This window comes from Chryseobacterium sp. AC417, from assembly GCF_979258215.1.
Window position 1 is genome coordinate 1,634,624 of sequence record NZ_OZ409845.1, and the last position, 22,650, is coordinate 1,657,273.

25 protein-coding genes are annotated in these 22,650 nt (G+C 34.6%); 13 read left to right on the plus strand and 12 right to left on the minus strand.

Going from position 1 to position 22,650, the window contains the following annotated elements:
* Positions 1–169: 169 nt before the first annotated feature.
* Positions 170–1,357: a homogentisate 1,2-dioxygenase gene (locus ACZZ9T_RS07945; protein ID WP_463441623.1), complete on the minus strand. Its 1,188-nt coding sequence runs from the start codon at positions 1,355–1,357 to the stop codon at positions 170–172.
* Positions 1,358–1,475: 118 nt separating this feature from the next.
* Between ACZZ9T_RS07945 and ACZZ9T_RS07950 the strand changes: the two genes are divergently transcribed.
* Positions 1,476–3,539 (plus strand): TonB-dependent receptor plug domain-containing protein, encoded by a 2,064-nt coding sequence (locus tag ACZZ9T_RS07950; protein ID WP_463441624.1) that lies wholly within the window; start codon positions 1,476–1,478, stop codon positions 3,537–3,539.
* A complete protein-coding gene (locus tag ACZZ9T_RS07955) occupies positions 3,536–4,003 on the plus strand; it encodes a thioredoxin fold domain-containing protein (protein WP_463441625.1) in 468 nt (155 codons plus the stop codon). Before ACZZ9T_RS07950 ends, ACZZ9T_RS07955 begins: the two co-directional genes overlap by 4 nt.
* A 43-nt stretch (positions 4,004–4,046) precedes the next feature.
* Here ACZZ9T_RS07955 and ACZZ9T_RS07960 read toward each other — a convergent pair whose 3' ends face one another.
* Positions 4,047–4,412 carry a DUF1304 domain-containing protein gene (locus tag ACZZ9T_RS07960; RefSeq protein WP_463441626.1) on the minus strand — a complete coding sequence of 122 codons (366 nt, stop codon included), beginning with the start codon at positions 4,410–4,412 and terminating at the stop codon, positions 4,047–4,049.
* A 64-nt stretch (positions 4,413–4,476) separates the two neighbouring features.
* Here ACZZ9T_RS07960 and ACZZ9T_RS07965 point away from each other — a divergent pair, with 64 nt between their 5' ends.
* Positions 4,477–5,049: a Crp/Fnr family transcriptional regulator gene (locus ACZZ9T_RS07965; protein WP_463431122.1), complete on the plus strand. Its 573-nt coding sequence runs from the start codon at positions 4,477–4,479 to the stop codon at positions 5,047–5,049.
* A gap of 64 nt (positions 5,050–5,113) precedes the next feature.
* Complete coding sequence (locus ACZZ9T_RS07970) at positions 5,114–5,560, plus strand: carboxymuconolactone decarboxylase family protein (protein ID WP_463441627.1); 447 nt, start codon at positions 5,114–5,116, stop codon at positions 5,558–5,560.
* Between the two features lie 334 nt (positions 5,561–5,894).
* On the opposite strand, the gene ACZZ9T_RS07975 is transcribed toward ACZZ9T_RS07970, so the two are convergent.
* Positions 5,895–6,512 carry an NAD(P)H-dependent oxidoreductase gene (locus ACZZ9T_RS07975; protein ID WP_463441628.1) on the minus strand — a complete coding sequence of 206 codons (618 nt, stop codon included), beginning with the start codon at positions 6,510–6,512 and terminating at the stop codon, positions 5,895–5,897.
* 180 nt (positions 6,513–6,692) lie between these two features.
* On the opposite strand from ACZZ9T_RS07975, the gene ACZZ9T_RS07980 reads away from it, so the two are divergent.
* Both ACZZ9T_RS07980 and ACZZ9T_RS07985 read left to right on the plus strand, forming a co-directional pair.
* Entirely contained in the window at positions 6,693–7,589 is an 897-nt protein-coding gene (locus tag ACZZ9T_RS07980) for a LysR family transcriptional regulator (protein ID WP_463441629.1), read from the plus strand.
* Positions 7,590–7,705: 116 nt separating this feature from the next.
* Positions 7,706–8,581 (plus strand): aldo/keto reductase, encoded by an 876-nt coding sequence (locus tag ACZZ9T_RS07985; RefSeq protein ID WP_463441630.1) that lies wholly within the window; start codon positions 7,706–7,708, stop codon positions 8,579–8,581.
* A gap of 56 nt (positions 8,582–8,637) precedes the next feature.
* Here ACZZ9T_RS07985 and ACZZ9T_RS07990 read toward each other — a convergent pair whose 3' ends face one another.
* From ACZZ9T_RS07990 to ACZZ9T_RS08005, 4 genes are read right to left on the minus strand one after another with little or no spacing between them, the layout of a single operon-like run.
* Positions 8,638–9,975: a UDP-N-acetylmuramate--L-alanine ligase gene (locus ACZZ9T_RS07990; RefSeq protein ID WP_463441631.1), complete on the minus strand. Its 1,338-nt coding sequence runs from the start codon at positions 9,973–9,975 to the stop codon at positions 8,638–8,640.
* 2 nt (positions 9,976–9,977) lie between these two features.
* On the minus strand, positions 9,978–10,418 hold the full coding sequence (locus ACZZ9T_RS07995; protein WP_463441632.1) for a hypothetical protein: 441 nt from the start codon (positions 10,416–10,418) through the stop codon (positions 9,978–9,980).
* A gap of 17 nt (positions 10,419–10,435) precedes the next feature.
* Positions 10,436–11,236 (minus strand): lysophospholipid acyltransferase family protein, encoded by an 801-nt coding sequence (locus ACZZ9T_RS08000; protein WP_463431139.1) that lies wholly within the window; start codon positions 11,234–11,236, stop codon positions 10,436–10,438.
* 28 nt (positions 11,237–11,264) lie between these two features.
* Entirely contained in the window at positions 11,265–11,894 is a 630-nt protein-coding gene (locus ACZZ9T_RS08005) for an NUDIX hydrolase (protein ID WP_463431141.1), read from the minus strand.
* Between the two features lie 248 nt (positions 11,895–12,142).
* On the opposite strand from ACZZ9T_RS08005, the gene ACZZ9T_RS08010 reads away from it, so the two are divergent.
* The 7 genes from ACZZ9T_RS08010 (at position 12,143) to ACZZ9T_RS08040 (ending at position 18,382) form a co-directional block, all read left to right on the plus strand.
* On the plus strand, positions 12,143–13,657 hold the full coding sequence (locus tag ACZZ9T_RS08010; RefSeq protein ID WP_463441633.1) for a beta strand repeat-containing protein: 1,515 nt from the start codon (positions 12,143–12,145) through the stop codon (positions 13,655–13,657).
* A gap of 247 nt (positions 13,658–13,904) precedes the next feature.
* The gene (locus tag ACZZ9T_RS08015; protein ID WP_463441634.1) at positions 13,905–14,318 is read left to right on the plus strand and encodes a hypothetical protein; all 414 of its coding nucleotides are present in this window, start codon (positions 13,905–13,907) and stop codon (positions 14,316–14,318) included.
* 9 nt (positions 14,319–14,327) lie between these two features.
* Positions 14,328–15,059 carry a CsgE family curli-type amyloid fiber assembly protein gene (locus ACZZ9T_RS08020; protein ID WP_463441635.1) on the plus strand — a complete coding sequence of 244 codons (732 nt, stop codon included), beginning with the start codon at positions 14,328–14,330 and terminating at the stop codon, positions 15,057–15,059.
* 13 nt (positions 15,060–15,072) lie between these two features.
* Positions 15,073–15,480 (plus strand): curli production assembly/transport component CsgF, encoded by a 408-nt coding sequence (locus tag ACZZ9T_RS08025; RefSeq protein WP_463441636.1) that lies wholly within the window; start codon positions 15,073–15,075, stop codon positions 15,478–15,480.
* A gap of 24 nt (positions 15,481–15,504) precedes the next feature.
* Complete coding sequence (locus ACZZ9T_RS08030; protein ID WP_463441637.1) at positions 15,505–16,869, plus strand: CsgG/HfaB family protein; 1,365 nt, start codon at positions 15,505–15,507, stop codon at positions 16,867–16,869.
* A gap of 8 nt (positions 16,870–16,877) precedes the next feature.
* Positions 16,878–17,015, plus strand: a complete 138-nt coding sequence (locus tag ACZZ9T_RS08035; RefSeq protein ID WP_463441638.1) for a hypothetical protein — start codon at positions 16,878–16,880, stop codon at positions 17,013–17,015.
* Positions 17,016–17,053: 38 nt separating this feature from the next.
* Positions 17,054–18,382 (plus strand): hypothetical protein, encoded by a 1,329-nt coding sequence (locus tag ACZZ9T_RS08040; protein WP_463441639.1) that lies wholly within the window; start codon positions 17,054–17,056, stop codon positions 18,380–18,382.
* A 75-nt stretch (positions 18,383–18,457) separates the two neighbouring features.
* On the opposite strand, the gene ACZZ9T_RS08045 is transcribed toward ACZZ9T_RS08040, so the two are convergent.
* From ACZZ9T_RS08045 to ACZZ9T_RS08065, 5 genes are all read right to left on the minus strand, one after another.
* The gene (locus tag ACZZ9T_RS08045) at positions 18,458–19,105 is read right to left on the minus strand and encodes a response regulator transcription factor (RefSeq protein WP_463431155.1); all 648 of its coding nucleotides are present in this window, start codon (positions 19,103–19,105) and stop codon (positions 18,458–18,460) included.
* Positions 19,106–19,478: 373 nt separating this feature from the next.
* Positions 19,479–21,041 carry an Rne/Rng family ribonuclease gene (locus ACZZ9T_RS08050; protein ID WP_463431157.1) on the minus strand — a complete coding sequence of 521 codons (1,563 nt, stop codon included), beginning with the start codon at positions 21,039–21,041 and terminating at the stop codon, positions 19,479–19,481.
* A 350-nt stretch (positions 21,042–21,391) separates the two neighbouring features.
* The gene (locus ACZZ9T_RS08055) at positions 21,392–21,682 is read right to left on the minus strand and encodes an HU family DNA-binding protein (RefSeq protein WP_034674127.1); all 291 of its coding nucleotides are present in this window, start codon (positions 21,680–21,682) and stop codon (positions 21,392–21,394) included.
* Positions 21,683–21,820: 138 nt separating this feature from the next.
* Positions 21,821–21,997, minus strand: coding sequence for a response regulator transcription factor (locus ACZZ9T_RS08060; RefSeq protein WP_463431171.1), 177 nt, complete (start codon positions 21,995–21,997; stop codon positions 21,821–21,823).
* A complete protein-coding gene (locus ACZZ9T_RS08065) occupies positions 21,994–22,491 on the minus strand; it encodes a response regulator (RefSeq protein ID WP_463441640.1) in 498 nt (165 codons plus the stop codon). Before ACZZ9T_RS08065 ends, ACZZ9T_RS08060 begins: the two co-directional genes overlap by 4 nt.
* Positions 22,492–22,650: the final 159 nt, after the last annotated feature.

Sequence of the window (22,650 nt, forward strand, 5' to 3'; positions counted from 1 at the left end):
GTCTTACCTATTATTTTATACTTTAAAGATAGCTCATAATGTTTAAATTTAATCTAATCTTCAGTCTCTCTTTTTGAAAACATTTGTCATGTTTAGTTTGTCAACTAAGAAAAAAGGACCCAATGCAATGCATTCAGTCCTTTATTAAATTTTTTAGGTAATTTATCAATTACTCCTGTGAACGATCTTCCAAACTATGATCTTCACTTTCCAGCCAAGAAGTTTTATAAGTAGGATCTTCCACTTTCATCGCTTCTTCAGTGATTTTCAAAGGACGGAATGGATCAACCATCACTGCATATTCTTCAGTGAATTTTTTCCCGATGCTTCTTTCCATTGCTCCCGGATGAGGTCCGTGCACAATGCCTCCCGGATGAAGAGTGAAATCCATTAAATCGATATGATTTCGGCTCATAAAATCGCCTTCTGTATAAAATAAAACTTCGTCAGAATCAATATTCGAGTGATTGTAAGGTGCAGGAATTGCCAACGGATGATAATCGTACATTCTTGCGCAGAACGAACAAACCACAAAGTTGTGTGCTTCAAAATTCTGATGAACCGGTGGCGGTTGATGAACTCTTCCTGTAATCGGCTCGAAGTTTTTAATGTTAAATTTATAAGGATAAAAATATCCGTCCCAACCCACAACATCGAATGGATGCGTTGCGTAGATGAAATCGGTAATCTGATTTTCTTTTTTTACTTTAATCAAAAATTCTCCTTTTTCGTCTCTTGGCTCTACAAAAGTTGGGGCAATAATATCCCTTTCGCAAAACGGCGAATGCTCCAACAATTGACCAAATTCGTTTCTGTAACGCTTCGGTGTATAAATAGGAGAATGACTTTCCAACACAAAAAACACCGTATTTTCAGATTGTAATTCAACCTGATAGATTGTTCCGCGCGGTATGATCAAATAATCCCCAACAGAAAATTCAAGATTTCCTACAAATGTTTTTAAAATTCCGCTCCCTTCGTGGATGAATAAAAGTTCGTCACATTCGGCGTTCTTATAAAAGTAATCCATCGATTTTCTTGGTTTCGCCAATCCCATTTTCAGATCATTGTTGACCAAAAGAAACTTTCTGCTGTCCAAAAAATCGTCTTCAGGCGTCACATTCATGCCTTTAAACATTCTTGGTGTCACGTTTTTGTCAACCGCAATTTTTGGAGTAACATCTTTGGCTACGCCAATTGATTTGATTTGCGTAGGACGGTGAACATGGTACAGCAGAGAAGAAATACCGTGAAAGCCTTCTGTACCAAATAGTTGTTCGTAATAAAATTTGTCTTCAGGTGATTTAAAAATCGTATGCCGTTTCTGAGGGATGTTCCCTGATTGGTGATATCTCATTTTACCTTTATATTTTCTCAAATTTAATCATTTCTTCTGAATTTTAATTCAACGACTTTGATCATTTAGTTTTGGTATTCAAAAATAATTGTTAGCTTTGTCTAACAATTTTAATTTCATGAAGCGAATATTCTTTTTTTCTATACTTTTTTCGGGTTTCTGTTTCTCTCAGGAAACGGATAGTTTGGATATAAATAAAAAATCTGATTCAGTAAAAGTTCCGGAAAAAAAGGAAAGAATAAAAGTGATTGACGATGTAGTGATTACGGGAACACTTAAACCGGTCAGTAAATCAAAAAGTCCGGTCGCAGTAGAAATTTACACTCAGAAATTTTTCCAGAAAAACCCTACACCAAGTGTTTTTGAAGCCATCGCAATGGTCAATGGAGTGCAGCCGCAACTGAACTGTTCGGTTTGTAATACCGGAGATATTCACATCAATGGTCTGGAAGGTCCTTATACTATGATTTTAATTGACGGAATGCCGATTGTAAGCTCGCTTTCAACAGTTTATGGTTTAAGTGGAATCCCCAACAGTCTTATTGAAAGAATTGAAGTGGTGAAAGGTCCTGCGTCATCTTTATACGGTTCTGAAGCGATGGGCGGCGTTATCAATATTATTACAAAAAACGCATTGACAGCACCAAAACTGAGTGTCAATCTGATGACCACAAGCTGGGCTGAAAATAACATTGATCTTTCTACAAAATTCAATGTAGGTAAAAATGTAGCTTCATTACTGAGTTTAAATTATTTTAATTTCAATGAAAAAACAGATCAGAATAAAGACAATTTCACAGACGCTGCGCTTCAAAACAGAATTTCAGTTTTTAATAAATGGAATTTCCAGCGGAAAGACAACCGCTTGGCAAGTTTTGCCTTGAGATACTTATACGAAGACCGTTTTGGCGGAGAAATGCAATGGAACAAATCTTATCGTGGAAGCAATGAGGTATATGGAGAAAGTGTTTACACCAACAGGGTAGAGGCGTTCGGGATGTATCAATGGCCGATGAAAGAAAATATTGTAACACAATTTTCTTATAATTTTCATGATCAAAATTCTTTTTATGGAAGCAATCCTTTTGATGCGACACAAAAAGTGGCTTTTGCACAGACGTATTGGGACAAAAAATTGGGAAATCATGATTTGATTTTGGGCGCCACTTTCAAAAAAACCTTTTATGACGACAGTACTCCCGGAACTTTGTCTGCAGACGGATTTACGAACGAACCGATGAGATCTCCTATTTTCGGAGCATTTATTCAGGATCAATGGGAAATTAATGAAAAAAACACGTTGTTGGTGGGTTACCGTTTTGATTATGATAAGATTCACCACTCTGTTCACTCGCCCCGTTTTGCATGGAAGTTTTCTCCGAATCCTTATCACACTTTAAGATTTAATTTTGGAACAGGTTTCAGAGTTGTGAATTTATTTACAGAAGATCACGCAGCTTTGACGGGTTCTCGTGAAGTGGTCATTCAATCTAATTTAAAACCAGAAAAATCGATCAACGGAAATTTAAATTATGTCTGGAAAATTACTGCCGGCGACCGATTGATTAATGTAGATGCGTCTGCATTTTATACCTATTTCAGCAATAAAATTGTCGGTGATTTTGATTCTGAACCCGATAAAATTATTTATGATAATCTTAAGGGCTATGGAATTTCCCGAGGGGCTTCAATGAATATTGATTTCAGTTTTAATTTTCCGTTAAGTGTAAATCTGGGAGTTACTTATTTGGATGTTTATCAAAAATTTGATGGAGAAAAAGAAAAATCCCGACAACTTCATGCCCCAAAATGGAGTGGAACATATAATTTAACCTACAAATTCTCAAATAATCTTGCAATAGATTTTACAGGACAATTCTATGGACCCATGCGACTTCCTGTTTTACCCAACGATTACCGTCCGGAATATTCTCCACTGTTTTCTTTGGCCAATATTCAGGTTTCAAAAAGTTTTGATTCTGGTTTTGAAGTGTATTGTGGTGTGAAAAATCTGTTCAATTTTACTCCGAAAGATCCGTTGATGCGACCGTTTGATCCGTTCGATAAAAATGTAGATGATCCCATTAATAATCCGAACAACTATAGTTTTGATACAACGTATGGGTATGCTTCTATGCAGAGAATAAGAGGTTTTCTAGGAGTGAAATATAATTTAAAATGAAAAGGTTAGTATTTTTTTTAGTATTATTTTTAGTGCCTGATTTTTATCTTTCGCAGATGAAAACAGGTACTTTTTCAGATTTTGAAAAAATACAGAAAGAGAATAAAAAACCAATTATTATTCATTTGTATACCGATTGGTGTTCCGTTTGTAAGATCGAATCTTATAACATCAATAAAGACAAAGATTTAGTTAAACTGATCAAGGAAAAATTTTATTTCATCAACTTCGAAGCGGAGAAAACAAAAGATAAGATCCATTTTCAGGGAAAAGAATTCAATTATTTGCCTAACGGAAATTCCGGAATTCATGAGTTGGCTTTGGCTTTGTCTAAAAATAAAAACCAACCTGTTTATCCATTGTGGATTATTTTAAATGAAAATCAGGAGTTGGTGTATTACCATGAAGGAGAGTTTAAACCTGAAAAAATGAAGAAGAAGTTGTTGGAAATTTCTAGTCTTTAAACGTGAGAAATGACAAACTTTATATTGATTTGAAATAGGTGATTTACTTCAACAAAACCGCAACAATCGCTAAAATAGCAGGTAGCGCCTGAACAAAAAATATTTTCTTTGTCGCAGAAATAGCACCGTAAATTCCTGCAATCGCAACACATCCCAAGAAAAATAAAGCAATATTTGTTTGCCACTTTTCGTCTTCAATAAAGAACGACCAGATCAGACCGGCTGCAAGAAAACCATTATATAATCCCTGATTTGCGGCTAAACCTTTTGTGGGTTTAAATAATTCAGCAGGTAAAGCCGATTTAAAAACTTCTTTTCCTTTGGTTTCCCAGGCAAACATTTCCATCCAGAGAATGTATAAATGTTCTAAAGCGACAACGGCGATGAGTATTTTAGCAACGATTTCCATAATTATTGTTTTGTGATTGTAAAACTAAAAAAATAAAGTTAAGTTTGGTTATACAATTTCAAAAATGGAAACTTTCAAAGCACATTTAGATAAATTTATCAAAATAAGTGACGAAGAATTTGCTTCAATATTTTCTTACTTTCAGGTTTTGGAGGTCAATAAAAAAGAAAATCTGATGTCAGAAGGTGAGGTTTGTAAGTTTAAATATTTTGTTTTAAAAGGTTGCCTCAGAAAGTTCTTCATCAATGAAAAAGGGGTAGAGCAAACTACAGAATTTGCCATCGAAAACTGGTGGATTGCTGATAATTTCGCATTCGAACAACAAGTGAAATCTCAGTTTAATATACAGGCGGTTGAAAAATCGGAAATTGTGGTCATAGATTTCCAATCTCAGGAACTTTTACTTGAAAAACACCCAACAATGGAACGATATTTCAGAATGGTTTATCAGCGTGCTTATGCTGCAGCCGAGAAAAGAATCCGCTACATCTATGAAATGAATAAAGAAGAATACTATATTCACTTCAGTACATTTTATCCTTGGTTTATACAGAGAATTCCGCAATATTTACTGGCTTCATTTTTGGGTTTTACTCCGGAATATCTGAGCGAAATAAGAGCGAAATTACGTTCTTAAACCAGTTTAAGATTTTTGATGTTTGAATGACTGACCTTTGTATCAGAAATTTAAAACAAACAAAATGAGTACACGAGTAAACATCGAAAACACAGATTCAGCAGCTTACAAAGCTATGATAGGGCTTGAAGGTTATCTTCAGAATATTTCGCTCAACCATATTCAAAAAGAATTAATAAAGATCAGAGCTTCACAGATTAATGCATGTGCTTTTTGCCTCGATATGCATACGAAAGATGCTATAAAATATGGAGAAACCCCGCAAAGAATTTTTGTATTGAGCGCTTGGAGAGAAGCGAAAAAATTGTATACCGAAGAAGAGCAACTTCTTCTTGAGATGACAGAAGAAATTACTTTAATTCACCAAAAAGGATTGTCTGAAGAAACTTATTATAAGGCAAAACAGGTTTATGACGAAAAGCAGATTGTAGAAATTATCATGGCAATAGTAACCATCAATGCATGGAACAGGATTGCGATCAGCACCCATTTGCCGGTTGGAAAAAATTAAAATCAGTATTAAAAAACCACTTTTCAATTCTGAAAAGTGGTTTTTTTGTTTAAATACGATGAGTTTTATAAATCTGTGATTTTTCCTGTAATTTTTCATCAATCAAAGAAACAAAATCTTGAATATATGGTTGCTGATTGTGTTTTTCTAAACCTTCTTCACTTTTCCAGATTTCATAGAAAAATAAATTGATTTTTGTCTTCAATTCCTTGGTGAAGCGTATACAATTCTCAAGCTTCCTCTTTTCTGGTCTGTACAACCATGTTTTGAAGAACTTGCGAAACTTCAGTTTGGTATTCTTCTTTCGCTTTTATGATGGCTGTTAAATAAATTTTCATGAGGCAAATTGTGGTTGTAATTCTTTTTCAAAAACATTTTTTACATGCTCTCTGTACAGTTTCATATCACGTTCGATATCCGCATTTTTCTCTACATCATGGAAGTGAAAACTTTCTAATTTTTCTAAAGAAATAAATGCATTCATTCTGTGGAAACCAAACAAAGGTCCGTCGTCAACACTTGTTTCATTAAAAAACTCTCCGGGAAGTGTAAAAGCGGTTTCCGGTGCATTCCAGCTTGTGGTAAGCATGTATTTTCTGCCCATTAACATTCCACCTGTTCCGTAATTGATTTTCGGATTGTCTGAAGATCTTCCGTCGCTCATGTAGATTCCTTTTGCGTGACCGGCTGTGAAAACTTCGTCAATATATTTCTTGAAACCATTGGGTAACTGAAACCACCAGATTGGAGTGTGATAAACGATGTAATCTGCCCAAACGAATTTTTCAACTTCTGCATTTTTATCATAACCCTCACTGATATTCGAGATTCTTATATCAATATTTTCAAAAGGCTTCAAAGCTTCCAAAGTGTTTTCTGCAATTGTCTGATTGTATTTTCCTCCGGAATGTCCGAAATTTTGCCCGGCGTTTATGATCAGTATTTTTTTCATTTTGGTAAATGTTTAAATTTTATACTGCAAAGTTATAACAGGGATATGTATAATAAAAATAGTATAAATTATACCTTTGTATTATAATTATAATACTATAAATATCAATTATTAAAAACTAACTCTTAACTTGCGAAGTGAAAATGCAAGTCAACGAGTTCATTTTAAAATTAAAATTCTATGGTCAATTTAGAATGGTACAGAACTTTTAAAGCGATTTATAAAACCGGAACATTAACCGGAGCTGCAGAGTCGCTTTTCATTTCACAACCCGGAGTGAGTTTGCATCTTGGTTCTCTGGAAGCGTATGTAGGGTATAAATTATTCGACCGGACCGGAAGAAAAATGATTCCGACCGAGAGAGGAAAAGTTTTATTTAACGCAGTTTCGGAACATTTAACAAAACTTGAAGAAGTAGAAAAAAACTTTCAGAAATCTACCGAAAAAAGCACACCGACGATTAGTGTAGGAATGTGTTTTGAGACTTTTCAGACAACCTTAGAGCAATATGTTTCATCTTTAGATTTTAACTTAATTATTGGTTTTGGGCAATATCCTGAAATGCTTGACCAGCTGGATAAAGGTATTCTGGATTTAATTATTACTCCAAAAAAAGGAACTTCGCCCAATATTTTGCACGAAGCTTTTTCGTCTGAACAAATAATTTTAATTGGCGGAAAAAACATGGATACAGAAAGTTTTAATCAGGTTTTAAAAACGAAAGATCTCCAAAAAATTGAAGATTGGCTGAAACAGGAAAAATGGTACGGAACTACAGGAGATATGGAGCATCTTTTTCAGTTCTGGCTGATGAATTTTGGGCATAAACCTAAGTTCAGACCCAATTATATCGTACCTAATCTGAATTCAATCATCCGTTGTCTGAAGGGCGGAACAGGTTTGGCGGTCGTGCCTGATTTTTTATGTAAAAATGAACTGGAAAATGGTGAGGTGAAACTGATTTGGGAAGGTGGTAAAAAATTAGAAAACACTTTGTACTTCGGCTGCAGAAAAAAAACAATGTATCAAACTGAGATTGATCATATTAAAAGTTTGTTCAGAAAAATGATGAGCTAAACTCTATATGAAGAAGATATGACAATTTTTTTGGTACAAAATCTGAATAACCTAAGGACTGATATGAAAAAAATATACTTTAATTAATAATATTAAATTACGAAACAACTAGAATTATGCAAAATAAAACTTACCCCAATCAACCAGTCATTAAACTGAATAATGATGTTGAAATTCCTGCTCTTGGCTTTGGAGTTTGGCAAATAGAAGATCAGAAAGTTTGTGAAGATACCGTAATCAAAGCAATCCACACTGGTTACAGAATGATTGACACGGCTGCAATTTATCAAAATGAAATTGGTGTCGGAAATGCCATCAAGAACAGTGGTGTAAACAGAGAAGATTTATTTATCACTTCAAAATTATGGGTTCAGGATTTCACCTATGAAAAAGCAAAAAGCGCATTTCAGAGAACTTTAGACCGATTACAGCTCGATTATCTGGATATGTATTTGATACATTGGCCGTTCGGAGACTTTTTGGGAGCTTGGAAAGCGATGGAAGAATTGTACAGTGAAGGGAAAATAAAAGCAATCGGAGTCTGTAATTTTACGGTAGAAAAACTAGAGGAACTGAAATCAAATTCAAAAATACTACCTGTAGTCAACCAAATTGAATTGCACCCCATTTTCCAACAGAATGAATTGCAGGTTTACAACAGAGAAAATAATATTGTGACCCAACCATGGAGCCCGCTTGGAAATGGAAACGAAGAATTACTGAATAACTCGGAATTGAAATCAATTGCTGAACAATATGATAAAACCGTTGCTCAGGTGATTTTAAGATGGCATTTGCAGGAGGGTTTCTGTGTGATTCCAAAATCTGTAACACCGTCCCGAATTGAGGAAAACTTCAATGTTTTTGATTTTGAATTAACTGAGGATGAAATGAATATTGTTCGTTCTCTGAACACAGATAAAAGACTGTTTTTCGATCCGAAAGATCCGGCCTGGGAAGAGAAAATGCTGAATGCTGTGGCAGATATTTAAGACAAAAAAACTCCTTTTCAATCAGAAAAGGAGTTTTTTATTTTTTTTGATCTATTTTATTTCGTTAAATCCAATCCGCCAAAATTGCCCGAGCTCATCATCATAAAAACACCTTGCGTTTTATCTAATGAATCCCAATATGCATGAAGTTCTTCTGCATTGGTAAAAACTTTTAAGTTTTCGTTTTTAAATTTTTCTTTGATTAAATCGGGAGAAATTGGTTCCATTCTCTTAATTTTCAAAGCATCTTCAGAATAGAAAACGATCGCTTCATCCAATCCGTCCATTGCATGATCGTATTGTTCTAAGAACACAGGGTTTAAACTTGAATAAGTGTGTAGCTCAAGAAAACCGTATTTTCTTTGATTTTTAAATTGCTCGCAAAACGCTTTCACCACAGCTTTTACTTTACTTGGAGCGTGTGCAAAATCTTTATATAAAATTCCATTATCCGGTCTTTCAACTTTTTCAAGACGTTTTGAAGCACCTTTGAAACTCATGATGGCATCGTAAAATTCTTCATCCATAATTCCCAGATGATGACAGATATTTCTTGCACCTTCAAGATTCAGAAGATTATGCGCTCCAAAAACAGAAAGAGGGATGTTACCCATTTCAGTTTTTAGATATACTTTTCCGTCATTAAGCTCATATTCCGGAGTTTTGTAAGGTATTTTTCTGAAATAATTTTCCGCATTTTCTACCACCTTTACTACTTCTGTGTCTTCTTCATTATACACCAGAATTCCGCCCGGAGTAATGCTTGCTACAAACTTTCTGAACTGCTCAATGTAATCATCAAAAGTTTTGAACACATTGATGTGATCCCATGCAATTCCGCTCATTAAAGCAATGTTTGGCTGATACAACAAGAATTTTGAGCGCAGATCAATGGGGGAAGACAAATATTCGTCCCCTTCCAAAACCATAAAATCATTGTCTTCCGTCAGTTTTACCATACAGTCGAAACCTTCCAGCTGAGCTCCTACCATAAAGTCTACGTCTTTCTGATGGAAATTCAGAACATGCAGAATCATTGAAGTAATGGTAGTTTTCCCATGAGATCCTGCGATTACAACACGGGTTTTATTTTTTGCCTGTTCGTAAAGAAATTCAGGATAAGAATATATTTTTAAGCCAAGTTCTTTTGCTTTTGCCAATTCGGGATTGTCCTGATGAGCGTGCATTCCAAGAATTATAGCATCCATATCTGAGGTGATTTTTTCGGGAAACCATCCTAATTCTTCTGGAAGAATATTTTTATTTTCAAGTCTTGATTTTGAAGGTTCAAAAATGGCGTCATCTGAGCCTGAAACTTCATATCCTTTATCTTTTAACGCAATGGCGAGGTTGTGCATGGCGCTTCCTCCGATGGCAATGAAATGTGTTTTCAAAATTATTGAGTGTTTTTTACGTTTTTACTGATGATATTCTGGAAAGCAGTAACAATCTGATCCCAATTTTTCTGATGTTTGGGCATAATCATGCTTGCATCGGTTTTATTGGCGCTGTTATCTCCTTTTTTTACATTAATGGCAATGGCAACTCGGTCATAGATCTTTTTATGATCTTCTGCAATGTGTCTGAAATTATTTTGTGTCAGAATCTGATTTAAATTCTGTAATTCTTCGTTGGTAAGTTTAAAACTTGTTTTAATTTTCTTATTCTGACCTTCAAAAGAATAATTTACATCATTTCCCTTGATCAATAGATTTTCGTAGATAGGTGAAAGACCGCCGCTTTTAGAATAACTGATGTCAAAATCTGAATAAATTTTCTGGCTGTTGCAGGAAACAGTAATCATGATTAATAATAATATTGCTATTAATTTTTTCATAATGACTTTTTAATTTTTTATGGGTTGGGTTGCTCTGTCTTTTTTATTTTTAATTCTTCATCGTAGGTATGGAGTAGATTAAAATCTTCTGTTTGCTCAATGGCAGTCATGATTTTCAAAAGAATTTGCTGTGCATTTTCTTTGTCGTAATCAATATCCAAAGGTTTTTTAAATTCCATTGTAGGCTTTACACCGGTTACTTTTACACGAAGTCCTTTTTTGTCAAACGCTCTTCTGAACCCGTTTATTTTAATAGGAATAACAATAGGTCTTTGATTTTTCACCAGTTTGGCAGTTCCTTTTCTGCCTTGTGCAAAAGCAGCGGTCGTTCCCTGCGGAAAAGTAGCTACCCAGCCGTTGTCAAGCGCCTTCATGATATTATCAATCTCACTAAGATCAACTAGTCTGTTGACGTTTTTGCCTTCAGCTCTCCATGTTCTTTTAACGGTTACTGCGCCGGCAATTTTAAATATTTTTGGAAGAATCCCTTTATTCATGGTTTCTTCGGCAGCAACGTAGTAAAAATCTATTTTAGGATTAAGGAGATAAATAGGATTTTTTATGGTATTTAAATATCCATTATTCACTGCACAGAATGCGTGGTACATCGCTGCGACGTCTGCAAAGTAAGTCTGATGGTTGGATACGAAAAGGACATTAGAATCAGGAAGATCTACCAAATTTTCTGTACCGGTGATTTTGAGTTTATTAAAACCATTAAATCTTCTGTAAGAAACGATCCCCAGAATAAAAATAATTAATCTTTTAAGAAAATAAGGGGTGCCGAACGAATCGGTAAATATGTTTTTCTTCGCCATTTTTCAATTAAACATAATATGTGCAAAGTTACATTTTTTTAATCAACTGGCTGAATTCGCTGAGGATCATTGCTGTAGCTCCCCAAATGATATAATCATTGAAATTGATTACAGGAACTTCTTTTCCTCCGGCTCCCGGTAAAGACATAATCTCCGGCGAATCAGGAAGATTTAAAAATGATGTAATCGGAAATTCTATCACCTCTACGGCTTCACTTTCCTGTAAAATGAACTCAGGATTTCTTTTTGAGTATGATATGTACGGATAAACATAAAAATTGCTGGGCGGAATGTAAATGGGAGACATCTCACGGATAATTCTTACATAAGGTTTTTCTAAACCGATTTCTTCTGAAGTCTCGCGGATCGCTGTATCTGCAAAATCCCGATCAAATTCTTCGCGTTTTCCTCCCGGTAAAGATATTTGTCCGCTATGTCTGTCGCGCTCATTTTCTGTACGCAGAATGAGCGGAAAATACCATTCATTATCTCTTAAATATAAAACAATATTTACGGCGGCAAATTTCGGGTTTTTTTCTAAGATTTCTTTATGGGTAAAGACTTCACGGTATGGCGGTGAGAAAACTCCGTGGGCATTGGCGCCTCCTAACTGGGCTTTTTTGATTTTTTGCAATAAATCTTTTCCAAAACTTTCCATATCTCAAATTTACTAATATATCTTATAAAAAGGAACAGAAATTGATATTAATAACAGATAATTTTCAGCAAAAATTTTTACGTATTTATACCTAAACTATTAATACCTGTTATTAATGATCAGCCAAAACTGAAAACAGTTACGGTACAAACTGTATGTAGTGATATTTACAATTTACCTTTTTATGATGGCTTTTTACGACTTGTTATAGTTTTACATTTGTATCACTAACCAATAAAAATTTACCCATGAAAAAATTTGTAACAGGAGCATTTGTTGTTTTATCAGCAGGCTTCATTTATGCTCAAAACAGTGATAACACAGTAACACAGGGAGGAAACAATAACTCCGCAACAGTTACACAGCTAGGTTTGCAATCTTTTGGTAATGAAAACGTTTCTACGCAGACTGGTAACAATAACAGTGTAAATGTATACCAAAGAAGTAACAGCGCACGCAATAAGGCACAGACTACTCAAAACGGAACATTGAATAATGCAACTGTATCACAGGGTCAGGGTTTTTCAGCCGGAGGAGTTGAAGTAGCTCAGGATCAGGATGGTTTAAGAAACAACGCAACTGCAACTCAGCAATTTTCTTACGGGTCTAAAATTGCACAAAATCAGGATGGTACTTTCAATACAACTACTGCTACTCAGGGTGGTGGAGATGTAAGATCTAAAATACTTCAGAATCAGGATGGTAATTTTAACAATGCTACCGCTTCACAAAGTCAGGTAGGATATACTCGTCCAACAGGTGTATACAGCACAGCAAATGATGTTATCCAAACACAGGATGGTAGTTTTAATACTGTTACTTCTTCTCAGGTGGGGTATTTGAATGATTTAGATCAGGTTCAGGACGGAAACTTCAACACTGCAACTGCAAGTCAGGCAGGAAATGGTCATGATGCCAATCAAAATCAGGACGGAAATTTCAACAATGCTTCTTTAGTACAGTCAGGATCTCGTCAGACATCCAATCAAAATCAGGATGGAAATTTAAATAATGCGTCTGCCACTCAAGCGGGTAATGATCATTCTGTACAGCAAAATCAGGACGGAAACTTAAACAGTGCCGCTGCAATACAATCAGGAGGTTCTTCTTGGATTGTACAAAATCAAAACGGAACCAGCAACATGGTATCTGCTAACCAATCTGGCGGAACATATAATTCAGCAATGCAAAGCCAAAACAACAGAAATAACGACGCTTATCTGGATCAGGTAGGAAACAGCAATGAAGCCGGACAATATCAAACAGGGTTGAGAAACTATGCAGACGGAATGCAAACCGGTGACCGTAACTCTATGGAGTCTGATCAAAACGGTAATGATAACGAAGCTTACGTTACTCAAAGCAATAATTATAACAGAACTGAGATCGATCAGATCGGAAATAATAATTATGCAAGTTCTTCACAAAGCGGAACTGCAAGTGGTATGAGCAACAGAAATTTTATTGATATGTATCAACAAGGAAACGACAATGTATCTGTGGGAGAACAATCTAACGGAAACAGCAACCTTTTGGTTTCTAATCAATACGGGACTGGAAATACCTCAGAAAGCTACCAGATCGGAAGCAGCAACACGGCTACAATCAACCAAGGTGCATCAGCTCTTAATGTAACTGGTAACGAATCTTATGTTACTCAAAACGGTACAAGTAATGCAGTTTCTGTAAATCAGATGAGCAATGGTAACTTACACTCTTCTATGCAGGCAGGTAGCGGAAATATGATTACAGTAAATCAATAATTACAATAAGAGAATTTCTTTCAATTGAAATCAGTAGGAAGTTTATTTCTTACCTATTTTTCAAACCGAAATTAATTTCATTCAATTTAAATTTAGCAATAGGAGAGACTTCGGTTTCTCCTTTTTGGTAAAATAAACAATCCGTATAAACACTGTATGCATTAACGGGAAACCATGATTTTTATACTATAACTGTTTAACGTGTTTCGTGTGGCACTGTATTCAAGTACCTTTAAAAAAAATAAAAATGAAAATTTTTGAGAAAATATTTATTACTCTTGTACTTCTCTCCACGATGTTGGCGAAGTCGCAACAAATAGATTGGAATCAAATCAACAGCCAAACGGCGATCGATCTGATTACCATGCAAAATTCTGAACAATTATCATCCACATCTTCTGTATCTCAAATAATTCAGGCAGGAAATCAGAATAATGCAGAATTACAGATTAACTCAAGAACGCAGATTGTTATTCAGCAATTTGGCGACCAAAACAGTATATATTATAACAATGCTTTCACATCAAAAGAAGCAAAAACAGCCATTACAACTCAAGGTCATAACAATATTGTTGATATCACAGGAAGCAACAGCATATCAGAAGGAATGCATCTGAATGTAAAAGGCGATAATATGGCTGTGTTTATGAGAAATTATTAATTCACAAAGATGAAAAATTTCATATTCATATTTCGGACATTTTTTTTTGTTTTCCTGTCTGTAAATATTTATGGGCAGGACGACAAAAAAATTGTTGCAAAAATTGAAAAGGATTTTGTCGAAAAGCAATTAAAAATAAAAGCTTTTATTACCAATAATACTTCTACCTATCAGGAACTGAATTATCTTTTGGTTTCGATTAAAAAAGGAGCAAGCGGAAATCTCTCGAATAATAAGCAAAGCGGAAAATTTTCTATTAATCCCAATGACAGCAAAGCTTTATCTGAAATGAACGTGAATCTGGATAAAAAAGATGCTTTAAAAGCCTTCCTGTACATTCGTGATGAGCAGACCCAAAAACTTTTGGCTAAAGATAGCTTAGAAATCAATCAGGATTTTTTTAAACAAACAGCAAATACTGTAGAAAAAGCAGAAGCTTTCGAACTTAGCGGATTGACTATTGATGAAACGAAAAGCAAGGTAGGGAAAGATTTTTACGATCTGTTTTACATCCAGTACAGTCAGATGCCTAATAAGAGTAATTCTGCTATTACGATTACCGAATTGCCCACACGAGGCACAAACGGACAGATCAATATTCAGATGGATGATAAACTGGTTTACAGTTTTATGACCAGTCCCAGTGAAGATTATCTGAAAGAACAGCTTGATTATACTTTGAGGTATATCAAAGATTTTAATGCCCGGAAGAACCTCATCAAGAATGAATTCATCTACTAAAAAACCAATTACCATGAAAACTTTTATCATAACACTCCTGTTTTTCTCAGGAATTTTTCTGGCAAAATCTCAGCAGCTTGTTTATAAACCGATCAATCCTGCATTCGGCGGAGATACGTTTAATTATCAATGGTTACTGAGTTCAGCATCTGCTCAAAATCAATTTGATGATAAAGATACTACAGGACTTTCGGGAAATTCCGGTTCACTGAGTAATTTTACAGACAGTCTCAATCGTCAGGTTCTGAGTGAGTTGTCAAGAAAATTATTTCAGGATCAGTTTGGTTCGGGAGGTGTACAGGCGGGCAATTATATGTTCGGATCGCTTTATCTCCAGATAACCAATACAGGACAGGGGATGATGATCAGTATTTTGGATACCAATACGGGTGAGCAATCCGAAATTGTAATTCCGAAGTAATTTAAAATAAACTAATAATTTACCATGAAAATCTATACGAAATTCAGAATCGTATTTGGCACTGCGTTTCTGTATGTAATGCAATCCTGCACTTCTATTCTGGGGCTTCCTGCTGAGAAAGAAAAGTCGATGATGGGAGAAATTACACCCTATACTGCAGAACTTCGCAACTTACCGTTACCGAAAGAAAAAATTGTAATAGGAGTCTACAAATTCCGTGACCAGACCGGGCAGTACAAACCCTCAGAAAATGGTAATAACTGGAGTACAGCAGTTCCGCAAGGCACAACAACCATTCTTATTAAAGCACTGGAAGACAGCAGATGGTTTACGCCTATCGAAAGAGAAAATATTGCCAATCTTCTCAACGAAAGACAAATCATCAGATCAACACGTCAGGAATATCTTAAAGATGCAGACAAAAACAGCCAGGCTTTACCACCGTTACTTTATGCAGGAACGCTCTTAGAAGGCGGTGTAATCTCTTATGACAGCAATATCATGACTGGTGGGATTGGTGCGAGATACTTCGGTATCGGAGCTTCTTCGCAATATAGACAAGACAGAATCACTATTTATCTTCGGGCTGTTTCTACTTTAAATGGTGAAATCCTCAAAACCGTATATGTTTCAAAAACAATTCTTTCAACAAGTGTCAATGGAAGTTTCTTCAAATATGTAGATGCAGAAAGGTTATTAGAAGCTGAGGTAGGAGTAACTCAAAACGAACCTATCCAAATGGCGGTGACAGATGCAATTGAAAAAGCCGTTAAATCTTTAATTGTAGAAGGAATAAGAGATAAAATCTGGGGAAAAGCGATTGATGTGCCTTCGAAATATCAAAAATTGATTGATGAATATAATGCAGAGCAGAAAATGAGTAATGACCGCCTGATCGGAAATAAATATCCTGTCACAGATAGACAGAATGTTTCAATATTCGGACAGATAGAAGCCAATAAAGGAAGAGGAGATTATGTAAATCCCAAAACCACCGTGGGTGGAAAATTAGGAGTTAAATATTTTTTTGCCGACAATTTTAATCTCGAAGCCAACGCCAATATTTTTACAATAGAAAACGAAAATATTATATCCCGCACTTTTGTAGCAACAGAAATTAATCTGGAATATCTTATTATTCCTCAGTTTAAAGTTTCACCTTATGTTTATGCAGGTTTAGGCTCTATGTTTTCCACAGATAAAACAAGATACAAAGGTCAGTTTGGGGGCGGACTGGAATATTTAGTTCAAAAAAACTTAGGTCTTAGGCTTTCATCACAATATGATATGGGCTTCACAGATGACTGGGATAATTTTGTGAATGGCAAAAGGAAAGATCAGGCCTTAAGATTCGCTTTAGGAATCAATTTTTATATCGGAAAAAAATAAGACTTACTATGAAAACATCTATAAAAATACTCTCAATACTGATTTTACTCTTCTCACTATCTTCATGCAGTGAAGATTTGGTAGAGCAGGCTCAAAAAGGTGTACTGAAAGGAAGAGTTGTAAAAAAGGAACCAACGAGCCGATAGTAAATGCAAAAATATTTACCACGCCAAGTACACAGACGGTGTTCAGTGATAAAGACGGGATGTTTGAAATAAAAGATCTTCCCACAGGAAATTATTCTGTAAAAGCTGAACTTTCGGGGTATGTTTCCAATTTTCAGGCAGTGAATCTTCAAAGTGAAAACCAAATCGTTACCATCGTTTTTGAGATGAGTGATGACGAATCTCTGAATTCTCCGCCCGCAACTCCGCAATTATTAAGCCCGATTGATAATGCAGTAACACAGCCATTATCTGTACAGTTGAGCTGGAGCGCCACCGATCCTGATAAAACCGACAGTCTAACATACAAACTTACCGTAAAAAATAATATCAATACAGATGTTATTCAGGTCAACGATTTAAAGGTTAAAAATTATACTTTATCAAATTTGCAGTTTGGGGTAAGTTATTTTTGGCAGATTGCAGTATCAGATGGTATTCATCCGGATGTTTTGAGTCCATTATTTAAATTTACGACCAATAGTGTTCCTGCTAATCGCTATCATTATGTTCGAAAACAAAACGGAAACTTTGTGATTATCTCAAGTGATCATTTGGGAAATAATTTTCAGCTCACCGGCTCATCTCACAACAGCTGGAGACCAAGAAAAAATAATAATGCCGGATTAATTGCTTTTTTGAGAACAGATGCAGGCGGAAGCCATATTTTCACAGTGAATCCTGACGGATCAAATCCTTTTAAAGTAACCCAGATTCCTGTTGCAGGATTTAATCAGAACGAATTAGATTTTTCCTGGAACACTACAGGAAGTGCTTTCATTTATTCAAATTTTGATAAATTGTATAAAATCAATAAAGACGGTACAGGACAGCAATTAATGTATACAACCCCGGATGGAAGTCTGATTTCAGAAGTAGACTGGAGCTATGATAACACCAAAATTGCAATCAAGACCAACAATTTCAGCGGTTATAATACCAAAATATTGATTATTGATATGCTGGGAAATGTTTTACAAAACGTATTTTCTGCTCCAACAGGTGCTTCGGGAGGACTTAATTTTTCTGTAGACGGACAAAAACTCTTATTCACCCATGATGTTTCAGGTTATCAGGATTCTAATTACAGACAGTTAGACTCTCATGTTTTCTTGTACAATATGGTCAACAATACTATTTTGGATGTCACTCAGGAAAGTGACAGACCTATTGGTACTAACGATCTAGACCCTAGATTCTCACCCAACAATTCTCAAATCATTTTGATGAATACTTCAAACGATAATATTTCACAAAAAAATATAGTGGCAATTGATCTAAATAATCTGATGATAGATTTTAACAGAGCTATACTCTTCACCAATGGAGAAATGCCAGATTACGAGTAGAAAATTGGTAATTAATCTAAAAAAAAATCAAAACCTATGAGGGTTTTGATTTTTTTTTATTCAGGATTTTGAAAATCAGTTGAGAATATTATTTTCCATTGCATATTTTACAACACCTACTGAGTTTTTTACATTCAGTTTCATGAGGATTCTTTTTCTGTGTGTTTCTACTGTATTAATGCTGATGAAAAGTTGTTCGCCGATATCTTTACTGCTCAGTCCGTCACAAATTAATTTCAGAATTTCCATTTCGCGTCGGGTAAGTGGTTCCTTAATGTTTGGACTGTGTTTTTCCTGTTCGCTGCTGATAAAGTTAATCATCATTTTTTTGGCATATTCACAGATGTATATTTCATCAGATTTCAAAGTATTTACAGATTTGATAAATTCTTCGTAGCAGCTGTTTTTATCGAGATAACTTTTGATGCCTTTGTTAAAAAGTTTGCGGATCACGATCACATCGTATGAGTTACCTATGATCATAATTTTAATCGTTTTGTTTTGTGAAATGATATTGTCAACACAATGATACAGTTCGCTCAACATCAGGATATTGGAACTGATCATTAAAAATTTTGGAGGATTTTCTTTTACGTGTTCCAGTAAATCTTCTACATTATTAAAAATCTCGATGGAACTGAATATTTTATTCTGTACGAGCAGTTTAGATAAACCTTGTGTGTATAAAAGAGGTTCATCAAAAATTGTTAAATTATGGTTCATCGGTCTTAGTTTTTACTAAATAAATGTACGAAAAAACTATCAAATTTTGGCAAATAAACGTAAGTTTTTACTGAATAATGTAATTTAATCGAGGTTATTTTAACTTATTCGTAATGAATCATTTTTATTTCTAAATTTTGTGATATATAACTTGAATAAAAAACCAATTTTAGAGTTGTAAATCCTTTATTGGTGGGCTTTTACGAAATATCGAAAAGATATAAAAAGTGAATTATAAAAATGCAGGTAGGGATGTAATACACAGTTATAAAATCTGATTGAATTTATAAATTATAAAAATATAGTTATAGGGATGGAAATAGGTGGATTTTAAAGAAAAAACCTTCAGATTTCTGAAGGTTTTAATGATTTTTTAATTAGAATATCCGCTTAATTCTTCTTTTTTCGAATTGTAGATTTTGTATTCTAAATATTTAAAAGAATCCCTTGGAATAATGGTGACCCATTTTTTGTATTTCAAATACCATTTTACCCGTATACTTTTGATTCCTTTTGTGAGGAATGCTTCTACGAAAGGATGTACATGCAGATAAAGTTTCCCTTTATCACCTTTTTGCATGATGGTTCTGATGGTATCTTCCATTTTCTCAACAATGACAATCGGAGCAACAATTTCTCCGTCTTTGTTGGGGTTTTCTTCTTTAATGTCGATTTGTTTTTCCGGACGGTTTCTCTGTCTGGTAATTTGTATCAGTCCAAATTTACTTGGTGGCAGAATCTTGTGACGTGCTTTATCACGGCTCATTTCTGTTTTCAGATGTTCAAACAAATCTCTTCGGTGATCTGGGTTTACCATGTCGATAAAATCGATGACGATAATACCGCCCATATCACGCAGACGTAGCTGTCTTGCTATTTCGGTGGCTGCCATTCTGTTCACGTTCAGTCCGTGTTCTTTGGTAGCAGTATTTCCGGCTGTAATATTGTTTCCGGAGTTGACGTCGATTACGTGCAGTGCTTCAGTGTGTTCTATCACAAGGTAAGCACCCTTTGAACTTGGAATATTAACGTGTTTTCCGAAACTTTGTTTAAGCTGCTTTTCAACGTTATAATATTCGAGGAGAGGAATGTGGGAATCATAATACTGAACAATATTTTTCCGTTCAGGAGCAATGACTTCCAGATAATTTTTCATTTCTTCAACCATTTGTTCGTCGTCACAAAAGACATTTACGAAATCCTGATTGAAATTATCTCTTAAAATAGATGATGCTTTATTGTCTTCACTTAATACTTTAGAAGGAACCTTATTTTTCTGAATATTCTTAAAAGTATTTTCCCATTTTTGAATCAGTTGATTCATATCATTGTGAAGATCAGCAACTTTCTTTCCTTCGGCAACAGTTCTGATGATGACGCCAAAACCTTCAGGTTTTATGCTGTCTATCAATGTTCTGAGTCTTATTTTTTCTTCAGAGCTGCCTATTTTTTTTGAGATAGAAACTTTATTATCAAATGGTATCAAGACTAAAAAACGCCCTGTAAGAGAAATCTGGGTAGAAATTCTCGGGCCTTTTGTTGATATCGGTTCTTTGGTGATCTGTAAAATGACTACATCATCTTTTGCGATTACCTTTTCTACACTTCCATTTTTATCAATCTCGGGTTGTAATTCGAAATTTTTTAAGCTTGAAGCATTCTGCTTTTTAGAAACCGTATCTGTTAAGAATTTTTTATAGGTAAGATACTGTGGCCCAAGATCCTGATAATGCAAAAAGGCATCTTTATCATACCCGATATTTACAAATGCTGCATTAAGGTTGGGAGCCAGTTTTTTTACTTTTCCTATAAACAAATCTCCGACTACAAAATCATTTTTGTCTTCTTCCTCATGAAGTTCACATAATCTTCCGTCTTCCAACAAAGCAATTTTTGTAAGCTCATCTTCGTGCGAAATTATAAGTTCTTTCTTCATTTTGATATAAGATAATTTTTTTGAGATTAAAGTTGATTCAGATATTTATACTATTAGTTTTTTTAATTTAGTAATGATAATGATAAATTATTGAAATTCTAATAATTAAATTCTGGCACTTTGAAATCTTGTGGTAACAAACAAAAATATAGCTGGCGAATATTACAAAATATAAACACCAACTATATTATTATATTACAAAATCTCTAGTTGAGATTATTTTTTCTTATGTCTGTTTGCTCTTCTTCTTTTCTTTCTTTTGTGTGTTGCAACCTTGTGTCTTTTTCTTTTCTTTCCGCTTGGCATAATGTTAAATTTTTTTGTAACTAGTTAATATTCAATTGTTATTCTTATTTTACTGCAACTTTAGTTTTTACTTTTTCCACAAAAGATTTTGATGGTTTGAAAGCAGGGATATTGTGTGCAGGGATTTCGATTGCAGTGTTCTTAGAAATGTTTCTTCCCGTTTTTGCTGCTCTAGTTTTAACGATGAAAGAACCAAAACCTCTTAAGTAAACATTGTCTCCATTATACATAGAAGTCCTGATCTCCTGCATAAAAGCTTCTACAACTTTCTGTGTTTCATTCTTTTCTGTTCCCAATTTATTTGAGATGGTGTTTACCAATTCTGCCTTTGTCATTTCCTTTTTTAATTTTAAATTTTAGGTGTGCAAATTTAGTCAAAAAAAATGAATAGTAGCAAATTAGTAGCGAAAATATTTCGCTTAAGAGACTGACAATTTTATATTTAGTGGAAATTTAATCTGCAAAAAGACCTTTTACATGCTAGAATTATAGTATCCATTTTCTACACAGAAGCGGATGAGGTGTAGTTTTGTTTTTAAACCGAGCTTTTCTGTAAGTCGGTTGATGTAGGTGTCAATAGTTCTCGTACTCAGGTTCAGTTGTTCCCCTATCTCTTTGTTACTGAAGCCTTCATAGCAGAATTTGATCAACTGAATTTCTGTTGAAGACAGCTCTTCCTGGCTTTTTTCTGTCGGTTCATGTATTCCTGAACCGCCAGTGGCTGCTGTTTCCAGCTTTCGGAGTAAGCTTGATAATCAAAATCTTTAGAAGTAATCTGACCTTTGATAATATCTTTAATAACCGTGCTGTTTTTTTGGCAGTAATAGATATTCGGGATTTTATTTAAAATTTCAGCCATATCTTCCTGGTAAGTTCCGGAATAAGTGATAATAGGGGTTTCATGATTGTTTTTCCGGATAAATTTAATCGCTTCAAGGCCGCTCAGTACCGGCATAAATAACTCTATGATGAAAACGTCTTCCTGTTTTCTGTAAATTCTGTTGATGAGTTCGTGCCCATTATTACAGTCATTAAGAAGCATATTGAATGGGTTTTCCAGCAGCATTTTGATCATTATTTTTTTAAAATAAAAATCGCTGTCGGCTATAGAAAACCGAACCGTATTGGTTAGCATTTTACTCATTTTATTTTTGTGATTTGGTAGCTTTAAAGTAAAATTTCGATTACTAAAGTAATAAAATCTTTTGGATTACAAAATTAAACTTAATATTAAATAATAGTAAATATGTTGCAAAGTCTGCATTTTATTTTGTGAATATATATTTTTTTTCTATTTTCACAC

Bases quoted from the DNA above. Each gene is read 5' to 3' on its own strand.
- ACZZ9T_RS08030 (WP_463441637.1), top strand. From the start codon at position 15,505: ATGAAAATCTATACGAAATTCAGAATCGTATTTGGCACTGCGTTTCTG.
- ACZZ9T_RS08045 (WP_463431155.1), bottom strand. From the start codon at position 19,105: ATGAACCATAATTTAACAATTTTTGATGAACCTCTTTTATACACACAA.
- ACZZ9T_RS08035 (WP_463441638.1), top strand. From the start codon at position 16,878: ATGAAAACATCTATAAAAATACTCTCAATACTGATTTTACTCTTCTCA.
- ACZZ9T_RS08065 (WP_463441640.1), bottom strand. From the start codon at position 22,491: ATGAGTAAAATGCTAACCAATACGGTTCGGTTTTCTATAGCCGACAGC.
- ACZZ9T_RS07960 (WP_463441626.1), bottom strand. From the start codon at position 4,412: ATGGAAATCGTTGCTAAAATACTCATCGCCGTTGTCGCTTTAGAACAT.
- ACZZ9T_RS07970 (WP_463441627.1), top strand. From the start codon at position 5,114: ATGAGTACACGAGTAAACATCGAAAACACAGATTCAGCAGCTTACAAA.
- ACZZ9T_RS07950 (WP_463441624.1), top strand. From the start codon at position 1,476: ATGAAGCGAATATTCTTTTTTTCTATACTTTTTTCGGGTTTCTGTTTC.
- ACZZ9T_RS07965 (WP_463431122.1), top strand. From the start codon at position 4,477: ATGGAAACTTTCAAAGCACATTTAGATAAATTTATCAAAATAAGTGAC.
- ACZZ9T_RS08050 (WP_463431157.1), bottom strand. From the start codon at position 21,041: ATGAAGAAAGAACTTATAATTTCGCACGAAGATGAGCTTACAAAAATT.
- ACZZ9T_RS08015 (WP_463441634.1), top strand. From the start codon at position 13,905: ATGAAAATTTTTGAGAAAATATTTATTACTCTTGTACTTCTCTCCACG.
- ACZZ9T_RS08055 (WP_034674127.1), bottom strand. From the start codon at position 21,682: ATGACAAAGGCAGAATTGGTAAACACCATCTCAAATAAATTGGGAACA.
- ACZZ9T_RS08005 (WP_463431141.1), bottom strand. From the start codon at position 11,894: ATGGAAAGTTTTGGAAAAGATTTATTGCAAAAAATCAAAAAAGCCCAG.
- ACZZ9T_RS08020 (WP_463441635.1), top strand. From the start codon at position 14,328: ATGAAAAATTTCATATTCATATTTCGGACATTTTTTTTTGTTTTCCTG.
- ACZZ9T_RS08010 (WP_463441633.1), top strand. From the start codon at position 12,143: ATGAAAAAATTTGTAACAGGAGCATTTGTTGTTTTATCAGCAGGCTTC.
- ACZZ9T_RS08025 (WP_463441636.1), top strand. From the start codon at position 15,073: ATGAAAACTTTTATCATAACACTCCTGTTTTTCTCAGGAATTTTTCTG.
- ACZZ9T_RS07955 (WP_463441625.1), top strand. From the start codon at position 3,536: ATGAAAAGGTTAGTATTTTTTTTAGTATTATTTTTAGTGCCTGATTTT.
- ACZZ9T_RS07945 (WP_463441623.1), bottom strand. From the start codon at position 1,357: ATGAGATATCACCAATCAGGGAACATCCCTCAGAAACGGCATACGATT.
- ACZZ9T_RS07995 (WP_463441632.1), bottom strand. From the start codon at position 10,418: ATGAAAAAATTAATAGCAATATTATTATTAATCATGATTACTGTTTCC.
- ACZZ9T_RS07985 (WP_463441630.1), top strand. From the start codon at position 7,706: ATGCAAAATAAAACTTACCCCAATCAACCAGTCATTAAACTGAATAAT.
- ACZZ9T_RS07975 (WP_463441628.1), bottom strand. From the start codon at position 6,512: ATGAAAAAAATACTGATCATAAACGCCGGGCAAAATTTCGGACATTCC.
- ACZZ9T_RS08000 (WP_463431139.1), bottom strand. From the start codon at position 11,236: ATGGCGAAGAAAAACATATTTACCGATTCGTTCGGCACCCCTTATTTT.
- ACZZ9T_RS07980 (WP_463441629.1), top strand. From the start codon at position 6,693: ATGGTCAATTTAGAATGGTACAGAACTTTTAAAGCGATTTATAAAACC.